The following is a 24,075-nucleotide window of genomic DNA, read 5'->3' on the forward strand; positions in this document are numbered from 1 at the left end:
CTGACCGCTCCGGAAACGACTCCGACGAATAGGGCTAGAAGACTCACCGGTTTTGTTTTGCCGTGGCAAAAATCGCGAACCCAATGCCGAGGCATCCGCCCACCATGGCCAAAAGCCCGGCCCAGGTCATGCCGCCTGGGATCGGTTTGGCGAACCGGTCAACGGCCAGGCCGACAACATACATAGCGATGGGCATGCCGATGACGGCATAACCGACGGTGAACCCGTAGCCCATCCCTCTCGCTTCTTCGGGGTTCATCCCAGCGATGTTGTTGGCTTCGGGCTCGAACTGTTTGGCGCGGCCCCTGGCGGTTTTAACTCGGTCGCCCAAATCGGCGAGTTTGCCTTCGAAGTCGCGGTCGATCTCGGCCATTTTCTCCCTGGCAGATTGGGCGATCTCCTCGGTTTGGCTTTTCAGGCTGTCTCCGGGGCCGTTGTTTTCCACAAACCGTAGTGTATCCGGCCCTGGCCCCACGCTCCGACCGGGCCCCGCCGGGAGTCTTTAGGATTTGGACATGGCGGGTGTGGAAGGCGGACAGGGTTTGCACATGGAGGCCCAGTTTCTGAAAGGGGTCGGCCCCAAGCAAGCCATGTTGCTGGCCAAGCTGGGCTTGCACACGGTGGCCGACGTCTTGTGGTATCTGCCCCGCCGTTACGACGACCGAACCAACCTCCCCAAGCTGGTTGCCCTCCGGCCCGGCGAATCCCAAAGCGTCCGCGGCCGGCTGCGCGGGGTGCAAACGCGCCAGTTGCGGGGCGGCAAAGTTATGATCCAAGCGATCCTGGACGACGGCACCGGGCAAGTTGTGCTCACGTGGTTCAACCAACCTTGGATAGCGCGCCAACTGCAAAAGGTGGAGGGGGAGGTGATGGCTTATGGCGCGGTGAAGGAAGGACTGAACCGGCGCCTTGAAATTGCTAGTCCCGAATGGGAAGAGGTAGACGAGGACGACGATTCGGCGGATTTTGCCCGCATCGTCCCCGTTTATGCGCTCAGCGAGGGTATCCCGCAGCGCACTGTGCGCAAGGCGGCAGCCAGCGCGGTCGAATTTTTCGGCCATATGGTTGAAGACCCATTGCCGGAAGAATTTTTGCGGGCGAACCGGTTGATCCCGCTCCGGGCAGCGTTGAAGGAGATGCACCGCCCGGAAAGCCTCGACCGTTTGGAGAGGGCTCGGCACCGTTTGGTCTATGACGAGTTCCTCTATCTGCAGTTGGTTTTGCAGATGCGCCGGAATGCCGTCCAGCAAGAGGTAGGCATCGGATTCCCTCTCAGCCGAATCGGCAGCTTGGACGTTACGGGCGGGGGAGGGCTCTTTGCCCAAGGTGAACCCGACCGACGCCCATTGCGCGAACAATGCGCGGCGCTGTTGCCGTTCGAATTGACCGGGGCCCAGCAGCGGGTTGTGGATGAAATTTGGCGCGACATGGAACGGCCGTTCCCAATGAACCGTTTGGTTCAAGGCGATGTGGGGAGCGGCAAGACGGCGGTGGCGGCTTGCGCCATCTTGGGGGCTGTGCGTTGCGGGTACCAGGCCGCGCTGATGGCCCCGACGGAGATCTTGGCCGAGCAGCACTACATCAACCTGCGGCGGCTGTTCGAACCAATGGGGATAGCGGTGAACCTTTTGGTGGGGAAGCTGGGGGCAAGGGACAAGCGGAGGGCTTTGGAAAGGGCGGCATCCGGAACGGCCCAGCTCACAGTGGGAACCCATGCCCTAATCAGCGACGGGGTGGCCTTTGCCCGGCTGGGATTGGTCGTCATTGATGAGCAACACCGGTTCGGCGTCATGCAGCGGCTGAGTTTGCGGCAAAAGGCCGTTGAAAACCCGGATGTCCTGGTGATGACGGCGACCCCCATCCCGCGGACGCTGACCATGAGCCTCTATGGCGATTTGGACTTGAGCGTGATCGACGAGTTGCCGCCGGGACGCAAACCGGTCAAAACCCACTGGAAATCGCCGGCCCACCGCGATCAAGTTTACGAAACGGTCCGCGACTTGGTGAGGCAAGGCCGACAAGCCTACTTCGTCTGCCCGATGATCGCCGAGAGCGACAAGATGCAGACCCAAGCGGCCGAAGACCTCCACTACCGGTTGAGCTCTCAGACTTACCCCGAGTTGAAGGTCGGGTTGCTCCACGGGCAGATGAAGGCCCCGGAGAAAGAGTCGGCAATGGACCAATTCCGATCCGGGGAAACGGATGTTCTGGTGAGCACAGTCGCCATCGAAGTGGGGGTGGATGTGCCCAACGCCTCGGTCATGGTGGTGGAGGATGCCAACCGGTTTGGGCTTTCCCAGTTGCACCAGCTGCGGGGCCGGGTCGGCCGGGGCGCGCACCAAAGTTACTGCATCTTGATCGCCGACGCCACCAACCCAGAAAGCGAAAGGAGACTTGCCGTTTTGCAGCAAACATCCGATGGTTTCCGCATCGCCGAAGAAGATTTGAAGATCAGGGGGCCGGGAGACATGTTGGGGACGCGCCAAAGCGGGATGCTGGAATTCAAAGTGGCGGATTTGTTGCGGGATGGGTCAGTTTTGGAGCAGGCCCGGCAGGGGGCGATCGCCATTTTGGAAACAGATCCGGATCTTTCGCAACCCCGGCACCGCTTGATTTTGGAAGAGATCCGCAAGCGGCGGAGCGACGAGGCGATGGTCTCGGTCAGCTGACTTGGCGGGAACGCGGTCCCAGCCGTCCTGAATCCGATTTTGCGAAAGGAGGCACTTTATCTGGTGATGGCTGTTCCCGAAACATCGATCCATACCGTGAAGCGCAAATTGGACTCCGGGGAAAAGGTGGTCCTGGTGGACGTGCGCGAGGCCGAAGAGTTGGAGAACGGCGCATTGCCAGGCATCGTCCATATCCCGATGGGAGACATCATGGATCGGATCGGCGAGCTTGACCCATCGGCGGAAACCGTGATCGTCTGCCGCACGGGGAACCGCAGTCGGAAGGTTGCCGAATACCTGGCCCGCCAAGGATTTTCGAATGTGGCCAACCTCACCGAAGGCATGAACGGTTGGGCGGAAGTGATCGGCGACGGCTACCGGATCTATTGAATTACTTTTTGCGGGTAACCCGGCGCTTGGGCTTTTTCTTGGCCGGACCGGCCGCGGCACGGGCTTTGATCAATTCGGCGGCTTGAGCCAACGTGATGGATTCGGGATCTGTGCCTTTGGGGATCGTCGCGTTGGTGCTGCCGTCGGTCACGTAGGGGCCGTAGCGCCCGCTCATGACTTTGACCGGCCCGGCCAGGCCATCTGCCTCGCCGAGTTCTTTGAGCGGTTCTGGGGCGCCGGATTTCCGCCCTTTCCCCCCTTCGGCCAGCATGGCTACTGCCATTTCGACGGTCATGCCGATAGCTTCCCGCCAATCGCCGGCATTCGCATTCTGCCCTCCAGATTGTAGGTAAGGCCCATATCGCCCCAGCAGCAGGGTGATGGGCTCGCCGGTTTGGGGATGGTTGCCAAGCACTTTGGGGTAGCTGGTGAGGATTTCCAGATCCCCGGCTGCCAACTGGGCGGGGGAAACCCCGGGTGGGAGCCCGACCCGGGTCGGCTTGGTTCCGGCGGCCACCTCTTCTGGGGTTTGCTCCAGTTCAAGGTAAGGACCGAACCGTCCAGATTTGCTCAATATGGCCCGTCCGGTTTTGGGGTCGGTGCCGATGGCTTCTGGCCCCTTTGCCTTTTGTTCCAAGAGCTCGGCGGCCTTGGCGGCGTTCAAGTCGGCAGGGGCCAGGTCTTCGGGGATGGAAGCCGTATTGCCCGGTCCACCTTCGCCCCGCTGCACAAAGGGCCCGTTCCGGCCAATACGGACCACAAGCCCCTCATCCAACGGGATGTGGGGGAACGGGATCTCAGGCCCCTTCTTTTCGACTTTCTCCAGGATTCCAGGAGTTTTGTCGCCGAAATAGAATTCTTTGAGGTGGGCGACCATGTCGCGTTTGCCGCTGGCGATCTCGTCCAATTCGTCCTCCATTTCGGCTGTGAACCCAATATCGACCAAGTCGGGGAAACTGCCTTCCAACAACTGGGTAACGGCAAAAGCGGTGAAAGTGGGAACCAGTTGGTTGCCGGATTTGAACACGTACCCCCGGTCTTGGATGGTGCCGATGATGCTGGCATAAGTGGATGGCCTGCCGATCCCTTCGGCCTCCAGTTTTTGGACGAGCGACGCCTCGGTGTACCGGGCCGGCGGTTTGGTGCTGTGTTCGGTGGCCTGGACGCCTTGGACGGATAAGCCTTGCTCATGAGTTTGAGCGACCGTAGAGACTTGTGTTTGCTCGCCGACCGTGAGTTCGGGCAGGAGCGTTTCTTTGTCTCCGAGTTCGGCATCGGGGTCATCGAATCCCTCGACATAGACTCGCAGGAATCCGGGGAAGATGATTCGCTTCCCGGTCGTCGCAAAGGTGTATTTGCGGGAATCCGCTTGGGTTTCGAGCTCGGCGCGAGTGCGCTCGACCTGGGCGGGGTTCATTTGGCAGGCGATCGTCCGCTTCCAGATGAGGTCGTAGAGCTTGAATTGCTCGTCGGTGAGCTTGGACTTGATGCTGGCCGGAGTGCGGCCGAGGTCAGTGGGCCGGATTGCCTCGTGGGCTTCCTGGGCGTTTTTGGCTTTGGATTTGTAGACTTTAGGTTGGGCCGGCAGATACTCCTTGCCGTACATGTCTTGGATGACTTGCCGGGCTTCGGCAATGGCCCGGTCGGCCAGGCTGAGCGAGTCTGTTCGCATGTAGGTGATCAAACCGGTAGAACCCCCACCGATGTCGATCCCTTCGTAAAGGTTCTGGGCAACCTGCATGGTTCGCCGGGCTGAAAAGCCGAGTTTGCGGTTGGCTTCTTGCTGCAGGGTGGAGGTCATGAACGGTACGGGCGGATTTTCGATTCCCGGTTTGGTTTCAACCTGGGAGACCGTCCACGGTTGGTTCTTCTTGAGTTTTTCGGCAAGCGGTTGGGCCTCGCCGATTGTGAGCCAGGTGTCCTTGGCCTTGACCAATTGCCCTTCGCTGGAAAACGATTGGCCATCGGCAATGTTGCTGGCATCGACCTTCTCGAGACGAGCTTTGAACGCCGTGCCCCCTTTGGCCAACTGGGCGGTGATTCCGGCATATTCGACGGTGACGAAGTCGCGCCGTTCGCGCTCCCTCATGACGACCAACCGGACGGCGACGGATTGCACGCGGCCAGCACTGAGTTTGGGGGCGACCTTTTTCCAAAGAAGTGGGCTCAGCGTGTACCCATAAAGGCGGTCGAGGATTCGGCGGGTTTCTTGGGCCTTGACGAGCGACTCGTCGAGGTCCCTGGGGTTTTTGATCGCCGCCTCAATCGCCTCGGGGGTGATTTCGTGGAAGACGATTCGCTGGATCCGGACGTCTTTCTTGGGTTTCAGGACTTCTAAGATATGGTAACTGATCGATTCGCCTTCCCGGTCTTCATCCGTTGCCAGCAAGAGCCGGTCGGCACCCTTGGCCGCGTCCTTGAGCTCGGTGACATGCCTCTTCTTTTCTGCCGGCACAATGTAAAGGGGTTCAAAAGCGCCATCGACGTTGACGCCGAGCTTGGCCCATTTTTTGTCTTTGTGCGAAGCGGGGATATCGGCGGCTTTTTCTGGGAGGTCGCGGATGTGGCCGAAGCTGGCTTTGACTTCGTACCCCTTGCCGAGGAAGCGGGAGATAGTCCTTGCTTTGGCAGGGGATTCGACGATGACGAGCGTTTTGGCCATGGTTCCAGCGCAGAGGGGCGGCGCGGTTTTACCGGTGGAGTGCGCCGGATATCAAGCCCGGGCTCGCAAGTTGCCCCAGTTGGCAGACGCGGATTGCGGATTGAAAAGCGCGATTTGAGAAAATCGTTAGGTCAGAGTGTTCAGTTCGGCCCGGCATTTGCGTGGATTGATGCGTCTGACCTGTAAGGTAGAGAAAGATGGTTTTAGGATCATTGCACCGGATGCGGCTGTGGTTTGCCGCGGCATTTGCCTTGTTGGCGGTTGGGGCGTTTGCCCAGACCGAATGGCTCGGCATTTATTTGCAAGGCCAAAAGGTGGGATACAGCGTCAGCAAGACCACTACCGATTCCAAACCTGGGCGGGAAGTGCAAACAACCGAATCCAAAATGGTGATCGGCACCCAGATGTTGGGGAGCGAGATGAAGATCATTGTGGATAGTTCGGTGACGGTGGAGAACGGAAAGATCGCCCGCAGCTATTACAAAATGGCGAGCGGGGGGAGGACGATGGAAGTCAATGCGGTCTATTCAGCCAAACAGATTGCCGCATCGCTCGTCACCGAATCCGGGGAAGAGCAAAAAACCATCTCGATTCCGGCGGGCAAGCAGGTCTTGACCGATCCCACGGACTTATTGGTTTCTGGCCGCCTCCCGCCGCCGGGCAAAAAATTGGAAGTCTTGTTGTTCAGCCCCGAGAGCCTGGACTTGGTGAGCGCGACGGTAGAAGTTCGTCCTTCACAAGAGGTGATGGTCCAGGGCCGCAAAGTGCAGGCCCAGGTTGTTTTTGTTGATGATCCGCGCGCGCCGAGCACCCTATACCTTTCCGCAAAGGGCGACCTAATCAAAATGACCGGTCCGCTGGGCATCGAGATGGTGCCGGAGACCGAGGAAGAAGCCAAAAAGTTCAGCGGGTCGGCCGAGATTGATTTGGCGGCAGCAAGCCGTCTCACGCCAGACAAGCAAGTTTCTTGGGACGATCAAAAGGTGGTTTTGGAGTTTTCGGGAATCGATCTCTCGCAAATGCCGTCCGACGGTCGGCAAAAAGTTGCCAAATCTGGCGGGAACTGGCTGGTGACCTTGACTCCGGACCGGGCAGCCAACCCAGGGACAACCGTGGCGGCGGCCCGGCTCGCGCAGCCTGAATGGGTTAAGGCCGATACCCGCGTGCCGGTCAACGACCCGGCCATCCTTAGTTTGGCAGCAGAGATCGCGGGGGGAGAGAAAACCGTTGCCGGTGTCGCCAAACGGGTTCATGCCTATGTGTTTGGCCATATGGGGGTGAATGCCGGAATCGGGGTGATGCGGGATGCCCGAGAGATCCTCAAAACCAAAGAAGGCGTGTGCCGAGACCACGCGATTTTGGCGGGAACGCTCCTGCGTGCGGCGGGTGTACCGACCCGGTTTGCCAACGGTCTGGTTCTTTACGCTGGGTCGTATTACTACCACGCTTGGGTTGAATATTGGGATGGCGACGGTTGGGTCGGCCTCGATACCACGCGCCCGGCGTTGACTTTGGGCACCGGATACATCAAAACGTCCCAAGGGACGGTGGGACAAGCTTTGCAGGGATTCCTCTTGGAAGGGGCGACCGTCCGTGTTGTGACGCACTGAGGATTTTCATGAACCATCGCGGGAAACTGGCTTTCATCCTCATGTTCGGCATTGTGGGTGCCGTGCTGAGCCTTTGGCTGTTGCCCCCGGTGGTCAACGATTTTGGCCAGCGGCTGGCCCGCAACATGTCCCAACCGGTTCCTTCAAAGGTGGATCCCACGATCCCCGGGCCAGTCAAACCCAAAAATGACCGGAACACGGCGGTTACTGGCGGATCGGCGGGGCAGGCATCTCCTGATGCCTCGGCCGAGACGGGCCAATTGCCTCCGGTTTCAATCCCCGGATCCTCCCAATCGCCAAACGCTCCAAACCAGCCGGCCAAGTCAGAAAGTGCCGCCGACCGTTTCCCGCTGCAATCGACTCAGGCGATTTTGGATGAATCGGTGGCTTCGACCCGGTTCGCCGCAAACCCGTTTGCCCTGGCCCTATTCGGATTCATCGTGGGAATGGCCATTGGCAGTTTTGTCCAGCGGCAAGGCGAGCGGTTAGGCGACAAGTGGGAAAAATCCCCGACCGGGAACAAGGTCACCCTCATCCTCGGCACGTTGGCCGGGGCGTTTGCCGGGATCTTGGTGAGCATGCCGTTCTTGATCTCGCTCCAGGGGCGTCCGGAGGGGGCCTTGCTGACCTTGGGGATGGTTCTGGGGTGCAGCGCGGCCATGATCTACCTTTTGCGGTCGATCGGCCCCTACTTGCCTTGGGAAACCGCCTCGCCGAGCCGGCGCACTGGCCTAAAAGTGTTGGACACCAACGTCTTGATCGATGGCCGGGTCTATGACCTGATCCGCACGGGGTTCTTGGATGGCGACCTTTATGTCCCGCAATTCGTGTTGCTAGAGCTGCAGCACATTGCCGATTCGTCGGACGGGTTGAAACGCCAACGGGGCCGCCGGGGGTTGGAAGTGCTCAACCGCATCCGCAGCGAGTTTTCGTTGGAAGTGGGCACGCGCGACCGCTATGCTGGCACGGAACGCGACCAGGTGGACACTCGGTTGATGAAGCTTTGCAAAGCTACTGGGGCCGACCTGGTGAGCAACGATTTCAATTTGAACCGCACGGCGACCATCCAAGAGATCAAGGTTCTCAACATCAACGACTTGGCCCTTGCCCTCCGGCCCAACGTCTTGCCGGGCGAGACCATGGAAGTCCAGGTGATCAAAGATGGCAACCAAGTTGGCCAGGGCGTCGGCTATTTGGATGACGGAACGATGGTTGTTGTGGAAAGCGGCCAGGCGCTGATCGGCCAAGGACCGGCCGAAGTCATCGTCACCCAGGTCATTCAAACCGAGCGGGGCAAGATGATTTTTGCCGACGCAAGCGGAGACGCATACCCGCCCGATCCCCAGTCGCGGAGGCGTGTGGTCCGTGGGAACCGGTAGGGTTTTTGCGATTCTGGCGGCATCGGGGGGTTCCAGCCGGTTTGGGGCCGACAAGCTGGAGCTGGACAGCTCCAGCGAGCCCGTGTGGTTGAAGTCTTACCGGGCGCTCGCGGAATCGCGGTACATCGACGCCGTGGGGGTGGTCACGCAGGCCCCCAAGGTGGCCCGCGTGCTTGCACAAGCTCCCGGTGCGATGTTCGTCGTGACGGGCGGGGCGACCCGCGATGAGAGTGTGCGCCACGGCCTAGATGCTGTTCCGGAAGGGTACGAATTTGTACTCGTCCACGATGCCGCCCGCCCGAGTTTGAGCGAAGAGGTGATTGGGCGCGTTGTCGAGGCAATCCGGCGGACTGGGGCCGCCTACCCGGCGATCCCCGTCACCGACACGGTGAGGTTGGATGGTGAACTGCTAGACCGGAGCCGGCTTTTGGCCGCCCAGACCCCGCAGGGCTCCCGCTTAGACTGGCTCAGGGCAGCCATGCAGTCTCCGTCCAGCCTAACCGATGAGGCTGCCTACCTCCAAGCGGCGGGACGCCCCGTCGAACCGGTTGCCGGCGATCCGGCCAACAAGAAAATCACATACCCAAGCGACACCGTGATGGAACATGAAACCCGCACCGGATTCGGCTATGACATCCACCGGTTCAGCACCGACCCGGCGCGCCCGATGTGGCTGGGCGGGGTGGAGTTCGACGACCGTCCCGGGTTGGAGGGGCATAGCGACGCCGATGCGTTGCTCCACGCGGTGGTCGACGCATTGCTGGGGGCGGCCTCGCTTGGCGACATCGGAGTGCACTACCCACCGAGCGACCCGCAGTGGAAAAACTGCCCGTCGATTCGCTTTTTGACCGAAACCGGAATTTTGCTTTCACGGGCCGGTTGGCGTATATCAAATATAGACGCGACGGTGGTTGCAGAACGCCCGCGGGTGATGCCCAGGGCGGCGGAAATCCGGCAGACCATCGCCGATGCCCTGAGAATCGAAGTTTCGCGCGTCAGCGTCAAAGCGACCACGAACGAAGGCCTTGGGGCAATCGGAAATTCTGAGGGAATTGCCGGATATGCCGTGGCAACGATCCGCCGATGATTCTAGGACGGTAACAATCCATGCTGGAACTCTTGGTACGGAACGCAAACGGGAATTTGTCCATAAAGAACCGCGACTACGCTTCAAAGAAGCTCGGGAAACTGGATCGCTATTTCAATGCGGCCAGCCGGGTGGAACTTGCCCACACGGAAGATAAACGCGGCCTGCACAAGATAGAGGTCACGGTTTTTGCGGACGGGGTGATGCTGCACGGCACAGAAAACGACTCCGATTTGAATGCCGCGATCGACAAGGTTGCCGACAAATTGGAATCCCGGCTGAGGAAGTTCAAGTCCAAGCTGGTCAAGCGCCACCGCGGCAGTGGGTCACAGATCCCGGCCGGATTGGCCGATTGGCCAGATTCCGAGCCTGACCTGCCCGAAATGAGCGGGCACATTGCGGAGCACCGGTCATATTCGCTAAAACCGATGAGCCTTGAAGAGGCAACGCTCCAGTTGGAGCTCACTGACCACAACTTTTTTGTGTTCCGGAACGAGAAGTCGAATGCCATCGAAGTGCTTTACCGGCGGGGCAAAGGGGGGTTCGGGGTGATGGCCCCGGCCAGCTAGTCTGGCTTTTCTTGGTAGGCAAACGCCAGCAGTCGGACTTCGGATGCTCCGGCATCCAACAAGGCCTGGGTGCAGGCAATGGCGGTTCCCCCGGTCGTGGTGACGTCATCAACCAGCAGCACCTTGGCCCCGTCAAGGGGGTGCGGGGCAACAAATGCGCCGCGCAGGTTTATCAGCCGGTCGGGAGCGCTTAGGCCTACTTGCGGCTTGGTGTATCTGATCCGTTTGAGATAGTCGCGGTGGACGATATGTTTGGGGAACCCTTCCGCCAGCAGTTCGGCTTGGTTGAATCCCCTTTCGGCGCGCCTTGCCCGGGCAATGGGCACGGGGACGACGACATCAAAAGGGATGGCCTTAGCTTTTTGGGCAAGGATGGTGGCCATGGGCCCCGCCAATGGGGTAACTCGTTCGAACTTCAGCAACCGCACGGCGAGCGCAGCCTGTGATTCATAGAGATAGGCCGCGTCGATCGCCGAGATCGGATTGGGTGAGGCGATCTGTTGGGGCGCCGGGATGAACTTTGACCGGCATCCGTCGCAAAGCCCGCGGGGACCGAGCTTGCCGCAAATTCCACATTTAGGGGGGTAGACCAGGTCGAGCAGGGCGTCGAGGATGCGGGAGATTTTATCCCCTCAAATGCCAAAAGCCGCCTTCCATCCGTGGAAGGCGGCTTAGGACCGGGGGCGCCGGTGCCCCTGGCCGAATGCGGCACGGCGTTAGGATTCGCCTTGGGTGTGGCCGAAGAACGGCTCAAACGGGATGAGGCCGAGCCGGGTTGCCGCGCGGAGCGCTTGAACTCGGTTGTTGACCTGCAGTTTTTGGTAGATGTTGGCCAGATGGAAGTCCACAGTGCGCTTGGAGACGACCATTTTGTCGGCCGCTTCCTGGCTGCTGTGTCCTTGCGCAATCAGGCTCAAGACTTTGACTTCGGTCGGCGTCAGTCTGACGCCCCGGGGAGATTCGCTTCGTGATGTTCCAGGCATTGCCATTTAACCCATTCCTCGCAGTAGTGTTTGCCGCCTGTTGATCTCTTTCCACACGGCAGATTTTTTTTGAGATGGCTGGGACGGAATTCTCACAAATTCACCTTTGGCCTATCCATTGCAACGATGTGGGCCCCCTGGGAAGCCTGGCACGCGAAAAATGTTCGGTTAACTCCTTTGACTCCCGGGGCCGGATATTGTTCTACGGAATGCAAAAAGCGGGTGACGTGTTCGGTTTCAACGAGTGCGACGGCGGCGCCGCCGAATCCGGCGCCCGTCATCCGGGCCCCGATGCAACCGGGCGCGGCATAGGCCGCGGAGACGATTTCATCAAGTTCGGGGCAGCTGACTTCGTAGTCGTCGCGGAGTGAAGCGTGGCTGGCAGCCATGAGTGAACCGATCCGATCCGCGTCGCCGGCAGCCAGGGCGTCCCGGAAATCCCACACCCTTTGGATTTCTGTTACGACATGGCGGGCTCGCCGCTTGACGGTCGGGTCAAAGATCAGATCTAGGAGGGGGAGATTGGCTTCGCGCAGGCTGGGGAGGTCGAGGATGCGGCAGGCTTCTTCGCATTGGGCCCGCCGTTCGTTGTAGCCCGACTCGGCGAGGGAGCGCGGCACGCCCGTGTCCAAGACGGCGACGGAAATGCCTTCCGGGACGGGAACCGGGGTGATCTCTAATGTGGGGATGTCGATGAGGAGGGCATGGCCTTCCACCCCGCAGGCCGAAGCCATTTGATCCATGATGCCGCAATTGACGCCGACGTAATGGTTTTCCCCGAGCTGGCAAAGCTGGGCAAGCTTGGTGGGGGTATGCCCAAGCCGGTCAACGTGGTTCCAGGCAGTGGCGGCAGCCAACAGCAGGGCTGCCGAAGAAGAAAGACCGCACCCGGCGGCGGGCAAAGTGGATGAAACGGCGATGTTGAGCGGGGATTTGGCACCAATGGCCCAAGCAGCAGCGGCGGGATACCGGCTCCAGGAACTGTTTGCCGGAAGCTCTGGCGGCAGACTGAAGGGCCCTCCTTCGCCGAGTTCGGCGGAAATCGCGTGGGTTTGGCTATCAGCCGATGGGCCGGCACAAAGGGTGATCCCCAGGTTGATGGCAGCCGGGAAGACCGGCCCGTTGTTGTAGTCAATGTGTTCGCCGATGAGGTTGACACGGCCCGGGGCGAAGACGGTTGTTTGGGGCTCGGTGCCGAACCGCCTTCGGTAAAGCGAGGCGGCGTCGTCGGAAATGGTGGCCATGTCTTTGAAAAAACCCACCCACGACCTGGTAACCGTACGTGGCTCCTTCTTAATGATACTGGGAATACAGGTTGTGGTGCGGGGTGGCCCTTGCCGCCTATTAGGGCTGCCCGCACCCGTTATTCAGTAAGATGGCGGCATGTCCCAGCAGGAAATCGTGAGCCAGGTTCAGGCCTGGCTCCGAGCCCACGAATCCGAGATGCTCGCCGACTACCGGGCGATGCTCCAAATCCCTTCACTAGAAGACGCTCCGCAGCCAAACGCCCCCTTTGGTGCCGAAAACCGGCGAGCCCTTGACCTGGCCCTTGATTGGGCAAGGCGGGCAGGCATGGAGACCACCGACATGGAGGGTTATTGCGGGTACGCGGATTTTGGGTCGGGGCGCGGTTTGGTGATGACCCTTGGCCACTTGGACGTAGTTCCCGTAGGCCCAGGCTGGAAGCACGAGCCGTTTGGGGCAGAGGTTGACGATGGCTACGTTTATGCCCGGGGAGCCAACGACGACAAGGGCCCAACGGTGGCCATGTTTTATGCGGCGCGGGCGGTCAAAGAGTGTTGGCCGGATGTCCCAGTCCGGATCCGGAGCTTGTTTGGGTGCAACGAGGAGAGCGGGTTCCAATGCGTCGCGCACTATATGAAAACAGGCGAGCACCCGACACTGGGTGTCGCGCCAGACGCCGGTTGGCCTTGCATCCATGGGGAGAAAGGGATCTCCAACCTGATCGTTGCCAAACCCCTCCCCACCGGGGATCTCACCGTTCTTGAATTGTCGGGGGGGCAACGCCCTAACATCGTCATTGATTCGTTTCTGGCGCGGGTCAGGGTCGCCGCCGGGTGCCGGCCAGCGATGGAAATGGCCGTGGCTGAATCGTGGGACAAGAACCTCTCGTTTGGTTGGGAGGGAGACGTGATCGCCATCCGGGGCACCGGAAAGGCGGCGCACGGGGCAAATCCCTTTGCCGGGGACAGCGCCGCGATCCGGGTGCTGAGGTTCCTTAAGGAACATGCGCCGCTCGCCCAACAACGCGAATTTGAAGCCATGCACGAACTGCTCCATATTGGCGGGGACGGGGTTGGCATTTCGGGTTCAGATGAGCCCAGCGGACCCCTCACCTTGAACTGCGGGGTGGTGGAGACCGCCGCTGGCGAGGCTTTGTTCACTCTCAACGTCAGATACCCGGTGACATGGGACGGATCAGAATTGAAAGCCCGGGCAGAAAAGCACCTCGGCTCCTTGCCCGGCGGGTTCCGCTTGGCTGAATTTTCGGACAGCAAACCCCTTTATTTCCCGCTCGACCACCCCTTGGTCAAAGCTGTCACCGAAGTCTATTCAGCGGAGACTGGGGAAGATAAAAAGCCAGGAACAATGGGCGGTGGAACCTATGCCCGGGCGATCCCGAATTGCGTGGCCATCGGCACCGGTTGGGATGGCGATGGCCCGGCGCACGAGACCGACGAGCGGTTGGCGATATCCAGTCTGAACAAGATGGCCCAAATCTATGGCCATCTGCTGGTGAGGCTGGCCAGGGAAGCCGCGAAGCTGGTTTGATCCCATGTACAAGGGCCTGAGGAACCTGCACAAATGGGCCGGCTTGGCCGGCTGCCTGTTTTTGATGGTTATCTCGGTCTCAGGATTTTTCCTTTCGGTGAAAGGCAAGGTCGACTGGATGAGGCCGAAAACACAGCTTGGATCCCGTTACGCAAATCCCAGCGAGTTGATCCCCGTCGGCCAAGTGATGGACGCGGCGTTCGGCGCCGGATATGGGGAGTTGAAGACCCTGGATGACATCGACCGAATGGAGTTCCATGCCGAGGACAGGATCTGGAAGGTACTCAGCAAATCCGGCTATCGCGAGGTGCAAATCGATGCGGTAACGGGCCAGATCCTGAGCCGTGGACAGCGTAACGACCAGATTTTCGAGGACATCCACGATTTCAGCCTGCTTGCCGACTTCTTGCACGAATGGGGTTTGCCGGCGGTTGCATTCGGGCTCTTCTTTTTGAGTCTGAGCGGGGTCGCCATGTTCTTTGTACCGGTACTCAGACGGTGGAAACACAAGCGGTCTGCCGCAAAGGATTGAATCTCTGGATCAGGTTTAGGGCTTTCCCTGATACGTGCGGGTCATTCGGGGGCGGCGAGGAATTTTTGGGTTCCGTGAAAGAATCTTTCAAGACATCATCCAGATAGCCAAACTTGTAGCCAGGGTACAAAGACATGCCTTAACTCACTCTTAACTCTCGCTTTGTTAACTAGGCGGACATCATCCGGGGCTCTCTGGATGCTATTGGAGAATCAACATGAAAAAATCCATGCTCGTGACGGTTATTGCCGTTGTTGCCGCCACTTCCCATGCTGCCACCGTGGCCCTTTGGGACTTCAACGACTCCAACACCGTTCCGGAAATCGGTACGGGTTCGATTGCCTTGCTCGGCGGTGTGACCAACCCGGGTTACAACAGCGGAGTCGGCTCTTCTGACCCGGCCGCTTCGGGCAACCTTGGCTTCCAAACCACGACCTATGCAGCGCAGGGGACGGAAAGCGGCCTTCGCGGCGTGCAGTTCAATGCCTCGACAGTTGGATTCACGAACATCCGGTTCCAATTCGACATCCGCAAAAGCAACACGTCGTCCCGTTTCGTCGAAGTGTTTTACACGCTCGACGGCACCAATTTCACCACCCTTGGCACGTTGGATCAAAACCAAGGTGACACTTGGTTCAACAACAACTTTTTCGATGTGAGCGGCGTTGCCGGATCGGCCAACAATGCCAACTTCGGCTTCAAGGTGGTCACCGTTTTCGACCCGAACATCGTGACAGCTGGACAGTATTCGGCTTCTAACCCAGCAAGCACCTATGCGGCAACCGGGACACTGCGATATGACATGGTGACCGTTCTGGGCGACGCCGTTCCTGAACCGGCTACGATGACCCTGCTTGCCGGAATTACCCTTGCGGCCATTGCCCGGCGCCGAAAGAACTGATCCAGTCCGGTATTGATGTGAGGCAGGCCCCCATGGGGCCTGCTTTCTTGTGAGTCCCGGCTGACCTGGCCCGCATTAGGAGAGACTTCTTTCGTGAGGCTCCGCTTTCAGTTGTTGGCGACCTGTCCGCACACGGGGGCGCGGCGGGGCCGCATCCACACCGCGCATGGCACGGTGGAAACGCCGTGCTTCATGCCGGTTGGGACTCAGGGCAACGTCAAGACCGTCGGCAGCGAGGATTTGGAGCCGATGGGTTTTGAACTGGTTCTTTCCAACACCTACCATTTGAGCCTCCGGCCGGGCGAAGACCTTGTCCACCGTTTCGGCGGCCTCCACGATTTCATGGGTTGGCGGGGCGCAATTCTGACGGACAGCGGCGGCTACCAGGTGATGAGTCTCAGCGACCGGAACCTGATCGATGACGACGGCGTGACCTTCAAGAGCCATTTGGACGGCCGCGAGATCCACCTGACCCCGGAGCGCAGTATGGAGATCCAATCCAAACTCGGCGTGGATATTGCCATGTGTTTGGACCAATGCCCGCCTTACCCTTGCTCCCGAGATGAAGCGGCCAGGGCCATGGCGCGCACCCACAAATGGCTTCCGCGCAATTTGGCCGCCAAGGGCGGGCGAACCAACCTGTTTGGCATCGTGCAGGGGGGAGTCCACGAAGACCTCCGCCGGGAAAGCGCCGAGGTGGTCAGTGGCCTCGACTTCGACGGTGTGGCCATCGGAGGCGTGAGCGTGGGCGAGCCCACAGAGATGCAGTACCCGGTCGTGCAGTTTACGGCCCCTCTGCTTCCAAAAGACAAACCCCGGTACTTGATGGGCGTTGGGCACCCGCAAGACATCCTTCATGCCGTTTCGTGTGGAGTGGACATGTTCGACTGCGTCTTGCCAACCCGGATGGCCCGCCACCACTGCCTTTATACGCTGCAGGGAAGGGTAAACGCGCTCAACCAAAGGTGGGCAGAACACAAGGGTTGGTTTGATGAAGGCAGTGTCTTCCCAGTGGCAGAGCGGTACTCGGCCGCCTATCTCCGCCATTTGTTCAAGGCTGGCGAACCGTACGGTGCCCGGCTTGCGAGTCTGCACAACCTCTCGTTTTATGCCCGCATGATGGCGGAGGTTCGGAGCGCCATCGAGTGTGGGACGTGGCCCAGCCTAATGGCCCGTTACGCCCAGGCGTGATCTGGGCGGCTCAGTGACCTGGAGGGCGGGGTTGGTACCATCCCGCCAAGCCATGGGTTTGCGCGACGTGCCGCTGGGGAAAAACGCCCCCGAAGAAGTGAACGTGATCATCGAGATCCCGCGCTTTAGCACGAACAAATATGAATACGACCCGGACATGGATGCCATGAAGTTGGATCGGGTGCTGTATTCACCGCTTTTCTATCCTTGGGATTACGGGTTCTTGCCCCGCACAACCTATTTGGACGGCGACCCGATCGACGCTTTGGTGCTGGTTAGCCACCCTACCTATCCGGGCATCGTCGTCGAAGCCAAACCCATCGGGGTTTTGGAGATGATCGACCAAGGCATGCCGGATGAAAAGCTCCTTTGTGTGGCCAGCAAGGATCCGCGGTTTGGAAACCGGGAGCGGATGAAAGACATCCACCAACACACATTGGACGAAGTCGTCCACTTTTTTGAGATTTACAAGCAGTTGGAGAACAAAGCCGTCGAGATCAAAGGGTGGAAAAAGCGCGAATTCGCCTACGAGATCATTGAGAAGTTTAAACACGAAGGCGAATAAGTTGTTCACCGCCGGTGGGCTGTAGAATGCCGGTGTGAAACCGATCATCGCCCTCTGCTCGTTTTTAACCGTGGCGATAGGGTGCGGGCCTATGGCCGGTTCTGGCCCACGGGCGCGATTGACGGATGGGGCCCCCGCGCAGGGATCGCTGGCGGAGAGCCGGACGGTATCCGCAAGTGATTCTGCCTACCACGATTTGTTGAAATTGGTCGACGGACTTTCGCCAGAAACGCTTAAAGCGGTGGACACTCCCATGCCCCAACGAGTCGCAGGTCAAAAAGCGATGCTTGTCGCGGTTGGGATGGAGTTCGAACCTGCTGTGCGCAAACTCACGGATTCGCATCCTTGGCAATTACCGGCCGCAGCGGGCATTGGTTCTGAAGATCAGAGCGGGGGCGAAATTTCCGACTTGGGCAAAGTGAAGATCGCGGCGAAGCTACTTTACGCCTATGCCGAGACTGTCGAAGAAGGCGGCAACCCCGAGCTCGGCGCAAGGGCCTTGCTCACGTGCCGGCAACTGGGCATGCGGGTGATGGAGGACAGCCGGTCTTTGATTGTGAGTTTTGTCGGCATCGCCGTCGATGCCATTGCCGATAAAGGGATTCGCACCGCCATCTTGCGGGGCAATTGGGGCGCTGGGGAAATCAAGTCTGTTCAAGGTCAGGGCGCGGGCCGTTTTTCCGCCGCTGTATCGCTCGGGAAGTCGCTGGAATCCGAATTTGAAAACTCCGTCCTGCCCATCATCGGCCGATCCACGTTCCCTGTCCGCGACCGCGAAAAGCAACCTTGGTTGCAGGGCACCGATGAGGAGGTGCTGTCGTTCATGGAACAGAACCCGCATCCGTTCGACCAAGCCCAAACTGCCGAGATGGCGCGGAAATATGTTCAACTTTCGATAGGGGAGTTGCAAACGAACCCTTTGGATGGCCGTGCTTCGGCCAAATTCTGGGAAGAGGCGGTGGGTGACGTTCCCACCGAAGAGGCCGACGAACGGGCCATGCTCACCTGGTGCAAAACCAAGCCGAATGCTTTTGGACGATACCTGCTGTCGGTTACGATGCCTGCGATTGGTCAGGCCCGGCAGGCGGCGATCCGCAATGAGGCTATCCGGGGTCTGACTGAGGTCGCCATGGCCGCCCGCCGGGGTTGGGCCGAGACCGGCAAGTTGCCGGCCACCTATGGTGACCTCAAGGCTTTTGGATTGCCGAGCGATGTCAGCGACCCTTACACTGGCAAGGCATACCAATACGACCCGGATCGGGGGATTGCCTGGAGCACCGGTCCAGATGGCCAGGATGATGGCGGCCAAGACCCGCCAGAATCCCACCGCGACGACGCCAAAGATTGGGTCGTGCGGGTCAAGTAGCCATGCGGGTGCATGTTTTTGGCGATTTACCTCCGGTGGAGCGCGAGGTCTTTGCCGGATTTGAGGCGACGTTTGGTGAACATGTTCCGGAAGATACTGAGATCCTTGTGCACGGTGGAGTCAGCGGAGATGACCGTCACGATAACGTCAAGGCCATCATCGTGCCGTGGGCCGGGGTGCCGGAGGGCGTGCGTGAATACGCCATGCGCCACGATGTCCCGGTTTTCAACCTCCACCACAATTCCGGGGCCACCGCTCAGACGGCGATCGCCCTTTTGCTGGCGGTGACCCGGGATATTGCCGGAATGGATCGGCAGTTCCGGGCCGGTTCCTGGTCTGCGCGGTTCAGCGGGGCCCGGACGATGGACCTGACCGGCAAGACGGCAGTGGTTTTGCCGGTGGGGTCGATTGGGCAGCACATAGCCCGGGCGTGCGAGGCTTTGGGCATGCAGCCTATCGGGGTGGCACGCACGGCCCGCAACGGCATTTGGGGAATTAGCGAACTGGAAGGTCTTTTGCCATCAGCCGATGTCCTGATCGTTTCGTTGCCTCTCACAGAGGAAACCCGGGGGTTGATCGACTCCCGGAAAATCGGGCTGCTGCCGGCGGGTTCGGTAGTGGTCAATGTTGGCCGCGGGGCGGTTTTTGAAGAACAGCCGTTGTACGAGGCGTTGCGGTCAGGGCATTTGTTTGGGGCAGGAATCGACGTTTGGTGGAACTATCCGTCCACCGAATCGGAATGGGTCGAACCGGGGGAATGCGATTGGCGTTCGCTCCCCAACGTTGTAATGACCCCGCACCGGGGCGGAACGGGAGTCGGCGAAATCAACCGGTGGCGGGCGGTGCGTTCAATTCTTGATCAGCTGCAAAGTGGGGACTTCAGCTCCTCTCAAGTGAACTTGGAATTAGGCTACTAGGCCCTGCAATCAAAAGCTGCGAATACCGTACTAAGGTGTGGATGGATTACCAAGAAACGCTCAAGGTATTGAGGGTCGAAGCTACCCAAAGACGTCGCGGAACCAAAAGGCTCCGCATATTCTTTTCCATCGCTTTAGGCATTCACGCGTTGCTGTTGCTGTTGCTGATTCTGCAAGGCAAAGAGACCTTGGGCAACGCGGCCATCGCCTTTTTTCCGGTGGCTGTTCTGCTCGGAGGAATTTCGATGGGTATGACACCCCAAGGGAAGTCGGCACTTTTGACGATGGCCCAGTCGGGAAATCCTGAGATCGTTGGCCTTTTGATTGAATCGATGGATTGTGGAGACGCGGCGGTTGTCGACGCGGCAAGGAATGCCCTAAAGTCACTCTTGCCGGATCTTGGCCAAGGGGCAGTGCCCCTCGATCAAGTTCAATTCCGAGTTCTGGTTGAGCGCCTGCCACAGGAATCGGAGGACCTGGCAGCGCTTTTTGTAGAGAGTTTGGCAAAGATCGGCCGACCCGAGTCGATTCCCGTGTTGGAGTCTCTTGCGGCCGAACAACCGTCACCGTATCTCCGCAGAGATTCGAAGGCAATTCGGGCGGCCGCAAAAAAGGCGCTCCCTGAATTGCGCATCCGGTTGGCTAGCGAAATCATCCGCAAAAAACTCCAGGAAGTTGATGCTTTGCGGGAAAGGCTGGGAGCATCGCGGGAACTTTCGTCGCAAACTCAATCACAAACGGTTCTAGAAGAGTGACGGCGACCGGCTCTGCCGCAATCTAGTTCGGCTACAGATACCCCAGTATTTTTGCGTGTTTTTAATAGTTCGGCGGGAAAATCGTATATATTTTTTATTGAGTCTCGATCCCCGTTGGGATCCAACTCGAGAGGAGCTAAATGAAAACACGTTACACGCTTTTGGCGGCCATGGCCGCCGTTTCGGCGATGTCCTTTGGGCAACGATTCTTCATGTCGACCGATTTGATGTCTTACGACATGACCATGACCAAATACGCGACGCTCAGCGACGCCCAAAACGCGACCAATGCTCTGGGCTCTTACACCTTGACGGATGGGGCAACCAACGACCGTCGTGACATGGGCACGTACTTCGTCCGCGACGTGGCCACCTTCGACACCGACCAGGCCATCTTCTTGACCGCGTGGTGGTACACCACCGACCCGAACAACGGTCAGTACAGCGGATGGGGGAACCCGAACAATACCAACACGGGGTTCATCCAAATGTACGATGGCGATGCCTCTACGGTGACGAGTTGGGATGCCCAATGGAGCGTTTTGAATGCCGGAGTGGTCGATGGATCCACGTTCACCTTGTCTGCCCAAGGCGCGGGTGCTGATTACACGAGCGACTTTGCCCGCCTGTGGCATGGGGCAACCGGCGGCGCGGGATCGCTCACGCGGGGGATTTTCCACAGTTGGAACTTCCAATATTCCGCGACCGGGCTCACGGCCGATTGGGACAACACCCACGGGCTTTACGCCGCTTACGACCATCCCGACGCGGTGACCGGCTCGATCAGCGGCATTTTTGAGAACACGAACACCACAGACACCCAATACAACGGGTTCTATGTCTTTAACGGGAATCTAAATGTGGGAAGCTGGGCATACGCCCAAGGCGGGAACTTGAACGGCGCCTTCGCCGATTCGGCTTTTGGTGCCGTGCCCGAGCCGGGTTCGATGGCCTTGCTGGGACTTGTCGCTCTGGCTGGTCTGCGGAAGCGGGCCAAGAAGTAAATCGGTCACAGACATAAATCAGTCCCCTCCCGGCCAAAGCCGGGAGGGGACTGTTGTCTTCAGACCATCTTTCCGCTGAGCCCCCAAAGGTGGGAGCGGTCGATGTGAACCGGAACCGTTTCTCCCCGCAAGTTGGCTTCGCCGGGGAAGTGCACCATGCGGAAACACCGGGAGTACCCTTGGAGCAGAGAAGGATTCTTGGGGGAAGGGCCTTCAACCAACACCTCGTAGGTGTTGCCGACGCAGGCAAGGTTTTTGGCAAGGGTGATTTCCCGCTGTACGGCGATCAGTTTGTTCAGGCGGTCTTTTCCGGTCTGGGTGGGAACCTGTTCCATGCCGGCCGCCGGGGTGCCGGGGCGTGGCGAATACCGGAACATGTAGGCGTTGTCAAATTGGAACCTCTCCATGGCCAGAAGGGTGCCTTCGAATTCCTCTTCGGTCTCACCGGGGAATCCGACGATGATATCGGTTGTGAGGCCGATCTCGGGCATTTTCCCCCGAAGTTCCTGGACGATCGCGGCAAAAGATTCAACCGTGTAAAGCCGCTTCATTCGTTTGAGCAAGTCATCGTTGCCGGCTTGAAGTGGCATATGGCAATGCTCCATGACTTGCGGCACCCGGTGGATGGTGTCGATGAGATCGGTACGGAAATCGCGCGGATAGGGCGACGTATAGCGGATGCGTTCGATGCCGGGAATGCCCGAGACCAGTTGCAGGAGCCGGCTGAACGGCACTTGGCCTTCGGCGAGGTTTTTGCCGTAGCTGTTGACGGTTTGCCCCAGGAGGGTGACTTCTTTGGTTCCCAGTTCGGCAAGCCTTCGGACTTCTTGGATGATGTCTTGGGTGGGGCGGCTGCGTTCGCGGCCCCGAGTGGTGGGGACGATGCAGAAAGTGCAGAATTTATCGCACCCGTATTGGATGGGCACAAAAGCTTTGAGCTTGGCTTGCCGCCCGACGTTCCTTTGGGGGATTTGGGTGACGACCGCGCCTTTGCGCTCGGGCAACTCCAACCGGGTTTGGAACCGTTTGCCTTGCAAGGCTTCTTCCACCAGCCCTTGGATTTGGCTAACTTGGGCCGTGCCGATAACGAAATCGACAAGGGGGTTACGTTGCTTTATTTCATCGGCGCGGATTTGTGCCATGCATCCGGCGACTCCGATGATCACCTCGGGTCGGCCGGCTTTGATGAGGCTGAGTTCCCCCAAGAGGGAAAACGCCTTGTCTTCCGGCTTTTTCCGGACGCTGCACGTGTTCAGGATGACAACTTGGGCCTCCCTCCAACTTGCGGCGGGTTTGAGTCCGAGCCCCTGGAGATAGAGCGCGATTTGCTCGCTGTCCTCCTCGTTCATTTGGCACCCCCAGGTTTGGACAAAGTAAGTCCCTGTCCGCGTTTTTGGCGGAGTGGGCCGGGAACCAGGATGCAGGAGAGTGACGTTACCCATAGGTGCAGGTTGCGGAGAAAGGCTTACATGGTACCAGGCGGTCAGGTTCAAGTTGAGTCCGGGAAGGGTTCAGGGCGGGGGGCGTATAATCGCAGGGTGACTTCGACGCTATTGAACCGGGTAATCATCGCCCTTTCGTTCTTGGGGATGTTCGTTGCGGGCGTGCTGAGCTATTCGGCCGCCATGCGGGTTGACGTCCCTTGCCGCGCCGACGGGATCGTGAACTGCGCCGGAGTCACCACCAGCGAGGCCAGCAAACTGTTTGGGGTTTCGGTGGCGTACATCGGCTTTGCCGTCTACGCCGGGATTCTGACTCTGGCAATCATCCGCTCGCGCAATTCAGGCGGTTTGTGGAAGAAGGCTGCGACGGCCGGTTTTTGGATGACGGGCATCGGGCTCGCTTTCAGCATTTACCTCCAGACCATTTCGGTGACACAGCTCCGCGAAATTTGCGAATGGTGTTTGACTTCGGCCTGCACCATGTTGATCCTGTTCATCTTGCACGGGATGGTCAACCAATTCGGCGAAGAGCCGGTACCGGAAGACAAGGATGAGGTGAAGGTTCGGTTCTTTAGGACAAAGAACGATATGACTGTTGTGGCCGTCGGGGCCGTAATGGCCTTGGCTGCGTTCGGGTTCACGGCGAGCGGCATGACGAAGGAAATGAATGCTGAAATCCCGGGCATGAAGCTTGCCGGCGTGACCGCCGCCGACATCATGACCGACCCGAACCGCGTGGGAGGCAACCCTGATGCCAAGGTGGCAATCATCGAAGTGGCCGACATCTTGTGCCCTGCTTGCCGCGCTTCGTATGACGACTACCACAAGCTCCTTGACAAGTACAACGGCAAAGTCAAGCACTACTTTGTCCTGTTCCCCTTGTTCAACCTTCAAGGGCACGAGAACTCTGCCGTTGCCGCCGCCGCGGCGCAGTTTGCCGCCAACGAAGGCAAATTCTGGCCGTTCATGGACGAGGCCTTTTCAAAGAGCAATGAAGAACGGGTGAAGACATATGACGGCGTGGTTGGGATTTTGGGTGACATCGGCCTGAGCACCAAAAAGTTCAAAGAAGAACTCAAGGGCGACGCCTTGGTCGACCAAGTGAACAACGACTTCAACATGTGCACGTCGAAAATCAAGGTTTCGGGGACTCCCACATTCATCCTTGCCGTCGAAGGCCAACCCTTGAGGGCTTACCAGTTGAATGGACTTAAGACGGCACTCGAAAGTCCGAGCGTCCAACAGGCGTTGAAGTAGTTG

The 24,075-nt window shown here is 59.1% G+C and carries 22 protein-coding genes; 16 read left to right on the top strand and 6 right to left on the bottom strand.

Annotated elements, in window-relative coordinates:
- Positions 1 to 43: 43 nt before the first annotated feature.
- Positions 44 to 445 carry a hypothetical protein gene (locus JNM28_04045; protein MBL8067597.1) on the bottom strand — a complete coding sequence of 134 codons (402 nt, stop codon included), beginning with the start codon at positions 443 to 445 and terminating at the stop codon, positions 44 to 46.
- Between the two features lie 70 nt (positions 446 to 515).
- Here JNM28_04045 and recG point away from each other — a divergent pair, with 70 nt between their 5' ends.
- Complete coding sequence (gene recG / locus JNM28_04050) at positions 516 to 2,669, top strand: ATP-dependent DNA helicase RecG (GenBank protein MBL8067598.1); 2,154 nt, start codon at positions 516 to 518, stop codon at positions 2,667 to 2,669.
- 66 nt (positions 2,670 to 2,735) lie between these two features.
- The gene (locus JNM28_04055; GenBank protein ID MBL8067599.1) at positions 2,736 to 3,059 is read left to right on the top strand and encodes a rhodanese-like domain-containing protein; all 324 of its coding nucleotides are present in this window, start codon (positions 2,736 to 2,738) and stop codon (positions 3,057 to 3,059) included.
- A gap of 1 nt (position 3,060) precedes the next feature.
- Here JNM28_04055 and topA read toward each other — a convergent pair whose 3' ends face one another.
- Positions 3,061 to 5,721, bottom strand: coding sequence for a type I DNA topoisomerase (topA, locus tag JNM28_04060; GenBank protein ID MBL8067600.1), 2,661 nt, complete (start codon positions 5,719 to 5,721; stop codon positions 3,061 to 3,063).
- Positions 5,722 to 5,918: 197 nt separating this feature from the next.
- Here topA and JNM28_04065 point away from each other — a divergent pair, with 197 nt between their 5' ends.
- The 4 genes from JNM28_04065 to raiA are packed head-to-tail and all read left to right on the top strand — an operon-like array spanning position 5,919 to position 10,366.
- On the top strand, positions 5,919 to 7,331 hold the full coding sequence (locus tag JNM28_04065) for a transglutaminase domain-containing protein (protein MBL8067601.1): 1,413 nt from the start codon (positions 5,919 to 5,921) through the stop codon (positions 7,329 to 7,331).
- A gap of 8 nt (positions 7,332 to 7,339) precedes the next feature.
- Positions 7,340 to 8,710: a hypothetical protein gene (locus tag JNM28_04070; protein MBL8067602.1), complete on the top strand. Its 1,371-nt coding sequence runs from the start codon at positions 7,340 to 7,342 to the stop codon at positions 8,708 to 8,710.
- The gene (locus JNM28_04075; protein ID MBL8067603.1) at positions 8,697 to 9,797 is read left to right on the top strand and encodes a 2-C-methyl-D-erythritol 2,4-cyclodiphosphate synthase; all 1,101 of its coding nucleotides are present in this window, start codon (positions 8,697 to 8,699) and stop codon (positions 9,795 to 9,797) included. The genes JNM28_04070 and JNM28_04075 overlap by 14 nt, the downstream gene beginning before the upstream one ends.
- A gap of 56 nt (positions 9,798 to 9,853) precedes the next feature.
- Entirely contained in the window at positions 9,854 to 10,366 is a 513-nt protein-coding gene (raiA, locus tag JNM28_04080) for a ribosome-associated translation inhibitor RaiA (protein ID MBL8067604.1), read from the top strand.
- Here raiA and JNM28_04085 read toward each other — a convergent pair.
- The 3 genes from JNM28_04085 to galK all read right to left on the bottom strand — a co-directional run bounded on the left by JNM28_04085 (position 10,363) and on the right by galK (position 12,593).
- Complete coding sequence (locus tag JNM28_04085) at positions 10,363 to 10,749, bottom strand: ComF family protein (GenBank protein MBL8067605.1); 387 nt, start codon at positions 10,747 to 10,749, stop codon at positions 10,363 to 10,365. The two genes, raiA and JNM28_04085, sit on opposite strands and share 4 nt — an antisense overlap.
- A gap of 333 nt (positions 10,750 to 11,082) precedes the next feature.
- Positions 11,083 to 11,349 carry a response regulator transcription factor gene (locus JNM28_04090; GenBank protein ID MBL8067606.1) on the bottom strand — a complete coding sequence of 89 codons (267 nt, stop codon included), beginning with the start codon at positions 11,347 to 11,349 and terminating at the stop codon, positions 11,083 to 11,085.
- Positions 11,350 to 11,441: 92 nt separating this feature from the next.
- Entirely contained in the window at positions 11,442 to 12,593 is a 1,152-nt protein-coding gene (galK, locus tag JNM28_04095; GenBank protein MBL8067607.1) for a galactokinase, read from the bottom strand.
- A gap of 139 nt (positions 12,594 to 12,732) precedes the next feature.
- Between galK and JNM28_04100 the strand changes: the two genes are divergently transcribed.
- The 9 genes from JNM28_04100 to JNM28_04140 all read left to right on the top strand — a co-directional run bounded on the left by JNM28_04100 (position 12,733) and on the right by JNM28_04140 (position 21,373).
- Positions 12,733 to 14,142: a Sapep family Mn(2+)-dependent dipeptidase gene (locus tag JNM28_04100; protein MBL8067608.1), complete on the top strand. Its 1,410-nt coding sequence runs from the start codon at positions 12,733 to 12,735 to the stop codon at positions 14,140 to 14,142.
- 4 nt (positions 14,143 to 14,146) lie between these two features.
- A complete protein-coding gene (locus tag JNM28_04105) occupies positions 14,147 to 14,674 on the top strand; it encodes a PepSY domain-containing protein (protein ID MBL8067609.1) in 528 nt (175 codons plus the stop codon).
- Positions 14,675 to 14,891: 217 nt separating this feature from the next.
- Positions 14,892 to 15,575 carry a PEP-CTERM sorting domain-containing protein gene (locus JNM28_04110; protein ID MBL8067610.1) on the top strand — a complete coding sequence of 228 codons (684 nt, stop codon included), beginning with the start codon at positions 14,892 to 14,894 and terminating at the stop codon, positions 15,573 to 15,575.
- A gap of 60 nt (positions 15,576 to 15,635) precedes the next feature.
- The gene (gene tgt / locus JNM28_04115) at positions 15,636 to 16,766 is read left to right on the top strand and encodes a tRNA guanosine(34) transglycosylase Tgt (protein MBL8067611.1); all 1,131 of its coding nucleotides are present in this window, start codon (positions 15,636 to 15,638) and stop codon (positions 16,764 to 16,766) included.
- A gap of 52 nt (positions 16,767 to 16,818) precedes the next feature.
- On the top strand, positions 16,819 to 17,331 hold the full coding sequence (locus JNM28_04120) for an inorganic diphosphatase (protein MBL8067612.1): 513 nt from the start codon (positions 16,819 to 16,821) through the stop codon (positions 17,329 to 17,331).
- 34 nt (positions 17,332 to 17,365) lie between these two features.
- Positions 17,366 to 18,697 carry a hypothetical protein gene (locus JNM28_04125; protein MBL8067613.1) on the top strand — a complete coding sequence of 444 codons (1,332 nt, stop codon included), beginning with the start codon at positions 17,366 to 17,368 and terminating at the stop codon, positions 18,695 to 18,697.
- Between the two features lie 35 nt (positions 18,698 to 18,732).
- Positions 18,733 to 19,614: a hypothetical protein gene (locus JNM28_04130; GenBank protein MBL8067614.1), complete on the top strand. Its 882-nt coding sequence runs from the start codon at positions 18,733 to 18,735 to the stop codon at positions 19,612 to 19,614.
- A gap of 41 nt (positions 19,615 to 19,655) precedes the next feature.
- Complete coding sequence (locus tag JNM28_04135) at positions 19,656 to 20,369, top strand: hypothetical protein (protein MBL8067615.1); 714 nt, start codon at positions 19,656 to 19,658, stop codon at positions 20,367 to 20,369.
- Positions 20,370 to 20,509: 140 nt separating this feature from the next.
- Positions 20,510 to 21,373, top strand: a complete 864-nt coding sequence (locus JNM28_04140; GenBank protein ID MBL8067616.1) for a PEP-CTERM sorting domain-containing protein — start codon at positions 20,510 to 20,512, stop codon at positions 21,371 to 21,373.
- A gap of 59 nt (positions 21,374 to 21,432) precedes the next feature.
- On the opposite strand, the gene miaB is transcribed toward JNM28_04140, so the two are convergent.
- Positions 21,433 to 22,815: a tRNA (N6-isopentenyl adenosine(37)-C2)-methylthiotransferase MiaB gene (gene miaB, locus JNM28_04145; protein ID MBL8067617.1), complete on the bottom strand. Its 1,383-nt coding sequence runs from the start codon at positions 22,813 to 22,815 to the stop codon at positions 21,433 to 21,435.
- A gap of 96 nt (positions 22,816 to 22,911) precedes the next feature.
- Here miaB and JNM28_04150 point away from each other — a divergent pair, with 96 nt between their 5' ends.
- Entirely contained in the window at positions 22,912 to 24,072 is a 1,161-nt protein-coding gene (locus JNM28_04150) for a vitamin K epoxide reductase family protein (protein ID MBL8067618.1), read from the top strand.
- Positions 24,073 to 24,075: the final 3 nt, after the last annotated feature.

This window comes from Armatimonadota bacterium, assembly GCA_016789105.1.
Taxonomy (GTDB): Bacteria; Armatimonadota; Fimbriimonadia; order Fimbriimonadales; family Fimbriimonadaceae; genus UphvI-Ar2.

Bases quoted from the DNA above. Each gene is read 5' to 3' on its own strand.
- topA (MBL8067600.1), bottom strand. From the start codon at position 5,721: ATGGCCAAAACGCTCGTCATCGTCGAATCCCCTGCCAAAGCAAGGACT.
- JNM28_04070 (MBL8067602.1), top strand. From the start codon at position 7,340: ATGAACCATCGCGGGAAACTGGCTTTCATCCTCATGTTCGGCATTGTG.
- JNM28_04140 (MBL8067616.1), top strand. From the start codon at position 20,510: ATGAAAACACGTTACACGCTTTTGGCGGCCATGGCCGCCGTTTCGGCG.
- JNM28_04105 (MBL8067609.1), top strand. From the start codon at position 14,147: ATGTACAAGGGCCTGAGGAACCTGCACAAATGGGCCGGCTTGGCCGGC.
- JNM28_04085 (MBL8067605.1), bottom strand. From the start codon at position 10,749: ATGGCCACCATCCTTGCCCAAAAAGCTAAGGCCATCCCTTTTGATGTC.
- JNM28_04065 (MBL8067601.1), top strand. From the start codon at position 5,919: ATGGTTTTAGGATCATTGCACCGGATGCGGCTGTGGTTTGCCGCGGCA.
- JNM28_04090 (MBL8067606.1), bottom strand. From the start codon at position 11,349: ATGCCTGGAACATCACGAAGCGAATCTCCCCGGGGCGTCAGACTGACG.
- JNM28_04110 (MBL8067610.1), top strand. From the start codon at position 14,892: ATGAAAAAATCCATGCTCGTGACGGTTATTGCCGTTGTTGCCGCCACT.
- JNM28_04055 (MBL8067599.1), top strand. From the start codon at position 2,736: ATGGCTGTTCCCGAAACATCGATCCATACCGTGAAGCGCAAATTGGAC.
- JNM28_04100 (MBL8067608.1), top strand. From the start codon at position 12,733: ATGTCCCAGCAGGAAATCGTGAGCCAGGTTCAGGCCTGGCTCCGAGCC.
- galK (MBL8067607.1), bottom strand. From the start codon at position 12,593: ATGGCCACCATTTCCGACGACGCCGCCTCGCTTTACCGAAGGCGGTTC.
- JNM28_04120 (MBL8067612.1), top strand. From the start codon at position 16,819: ATGGGTTTGCGCGACGTGCCGCTGGGGAAAAACGCCCCCGAAGAAGTG.
- miaB (MBL8067617.1), bottom strand. From the start codon at position 22,815: ATGGGTAACGTCACTCTCCTGCATCCTGGTTCCCGGCCCACTCCGCCA.
- recG (MBL8067598.1), top strand. From the start codon at position 516: ATGGCGGGTGTGGAAGGCGGACAGGGTTTGCACATGGAGGCCCAGTTT.
- JNM28_04135 (MBL8067615.1), top strand. From the start codon at position 19,656: ATGGATTACCAAGAAACGCTCAAGGTATTGAGGGTCGAAGCTACCCAA.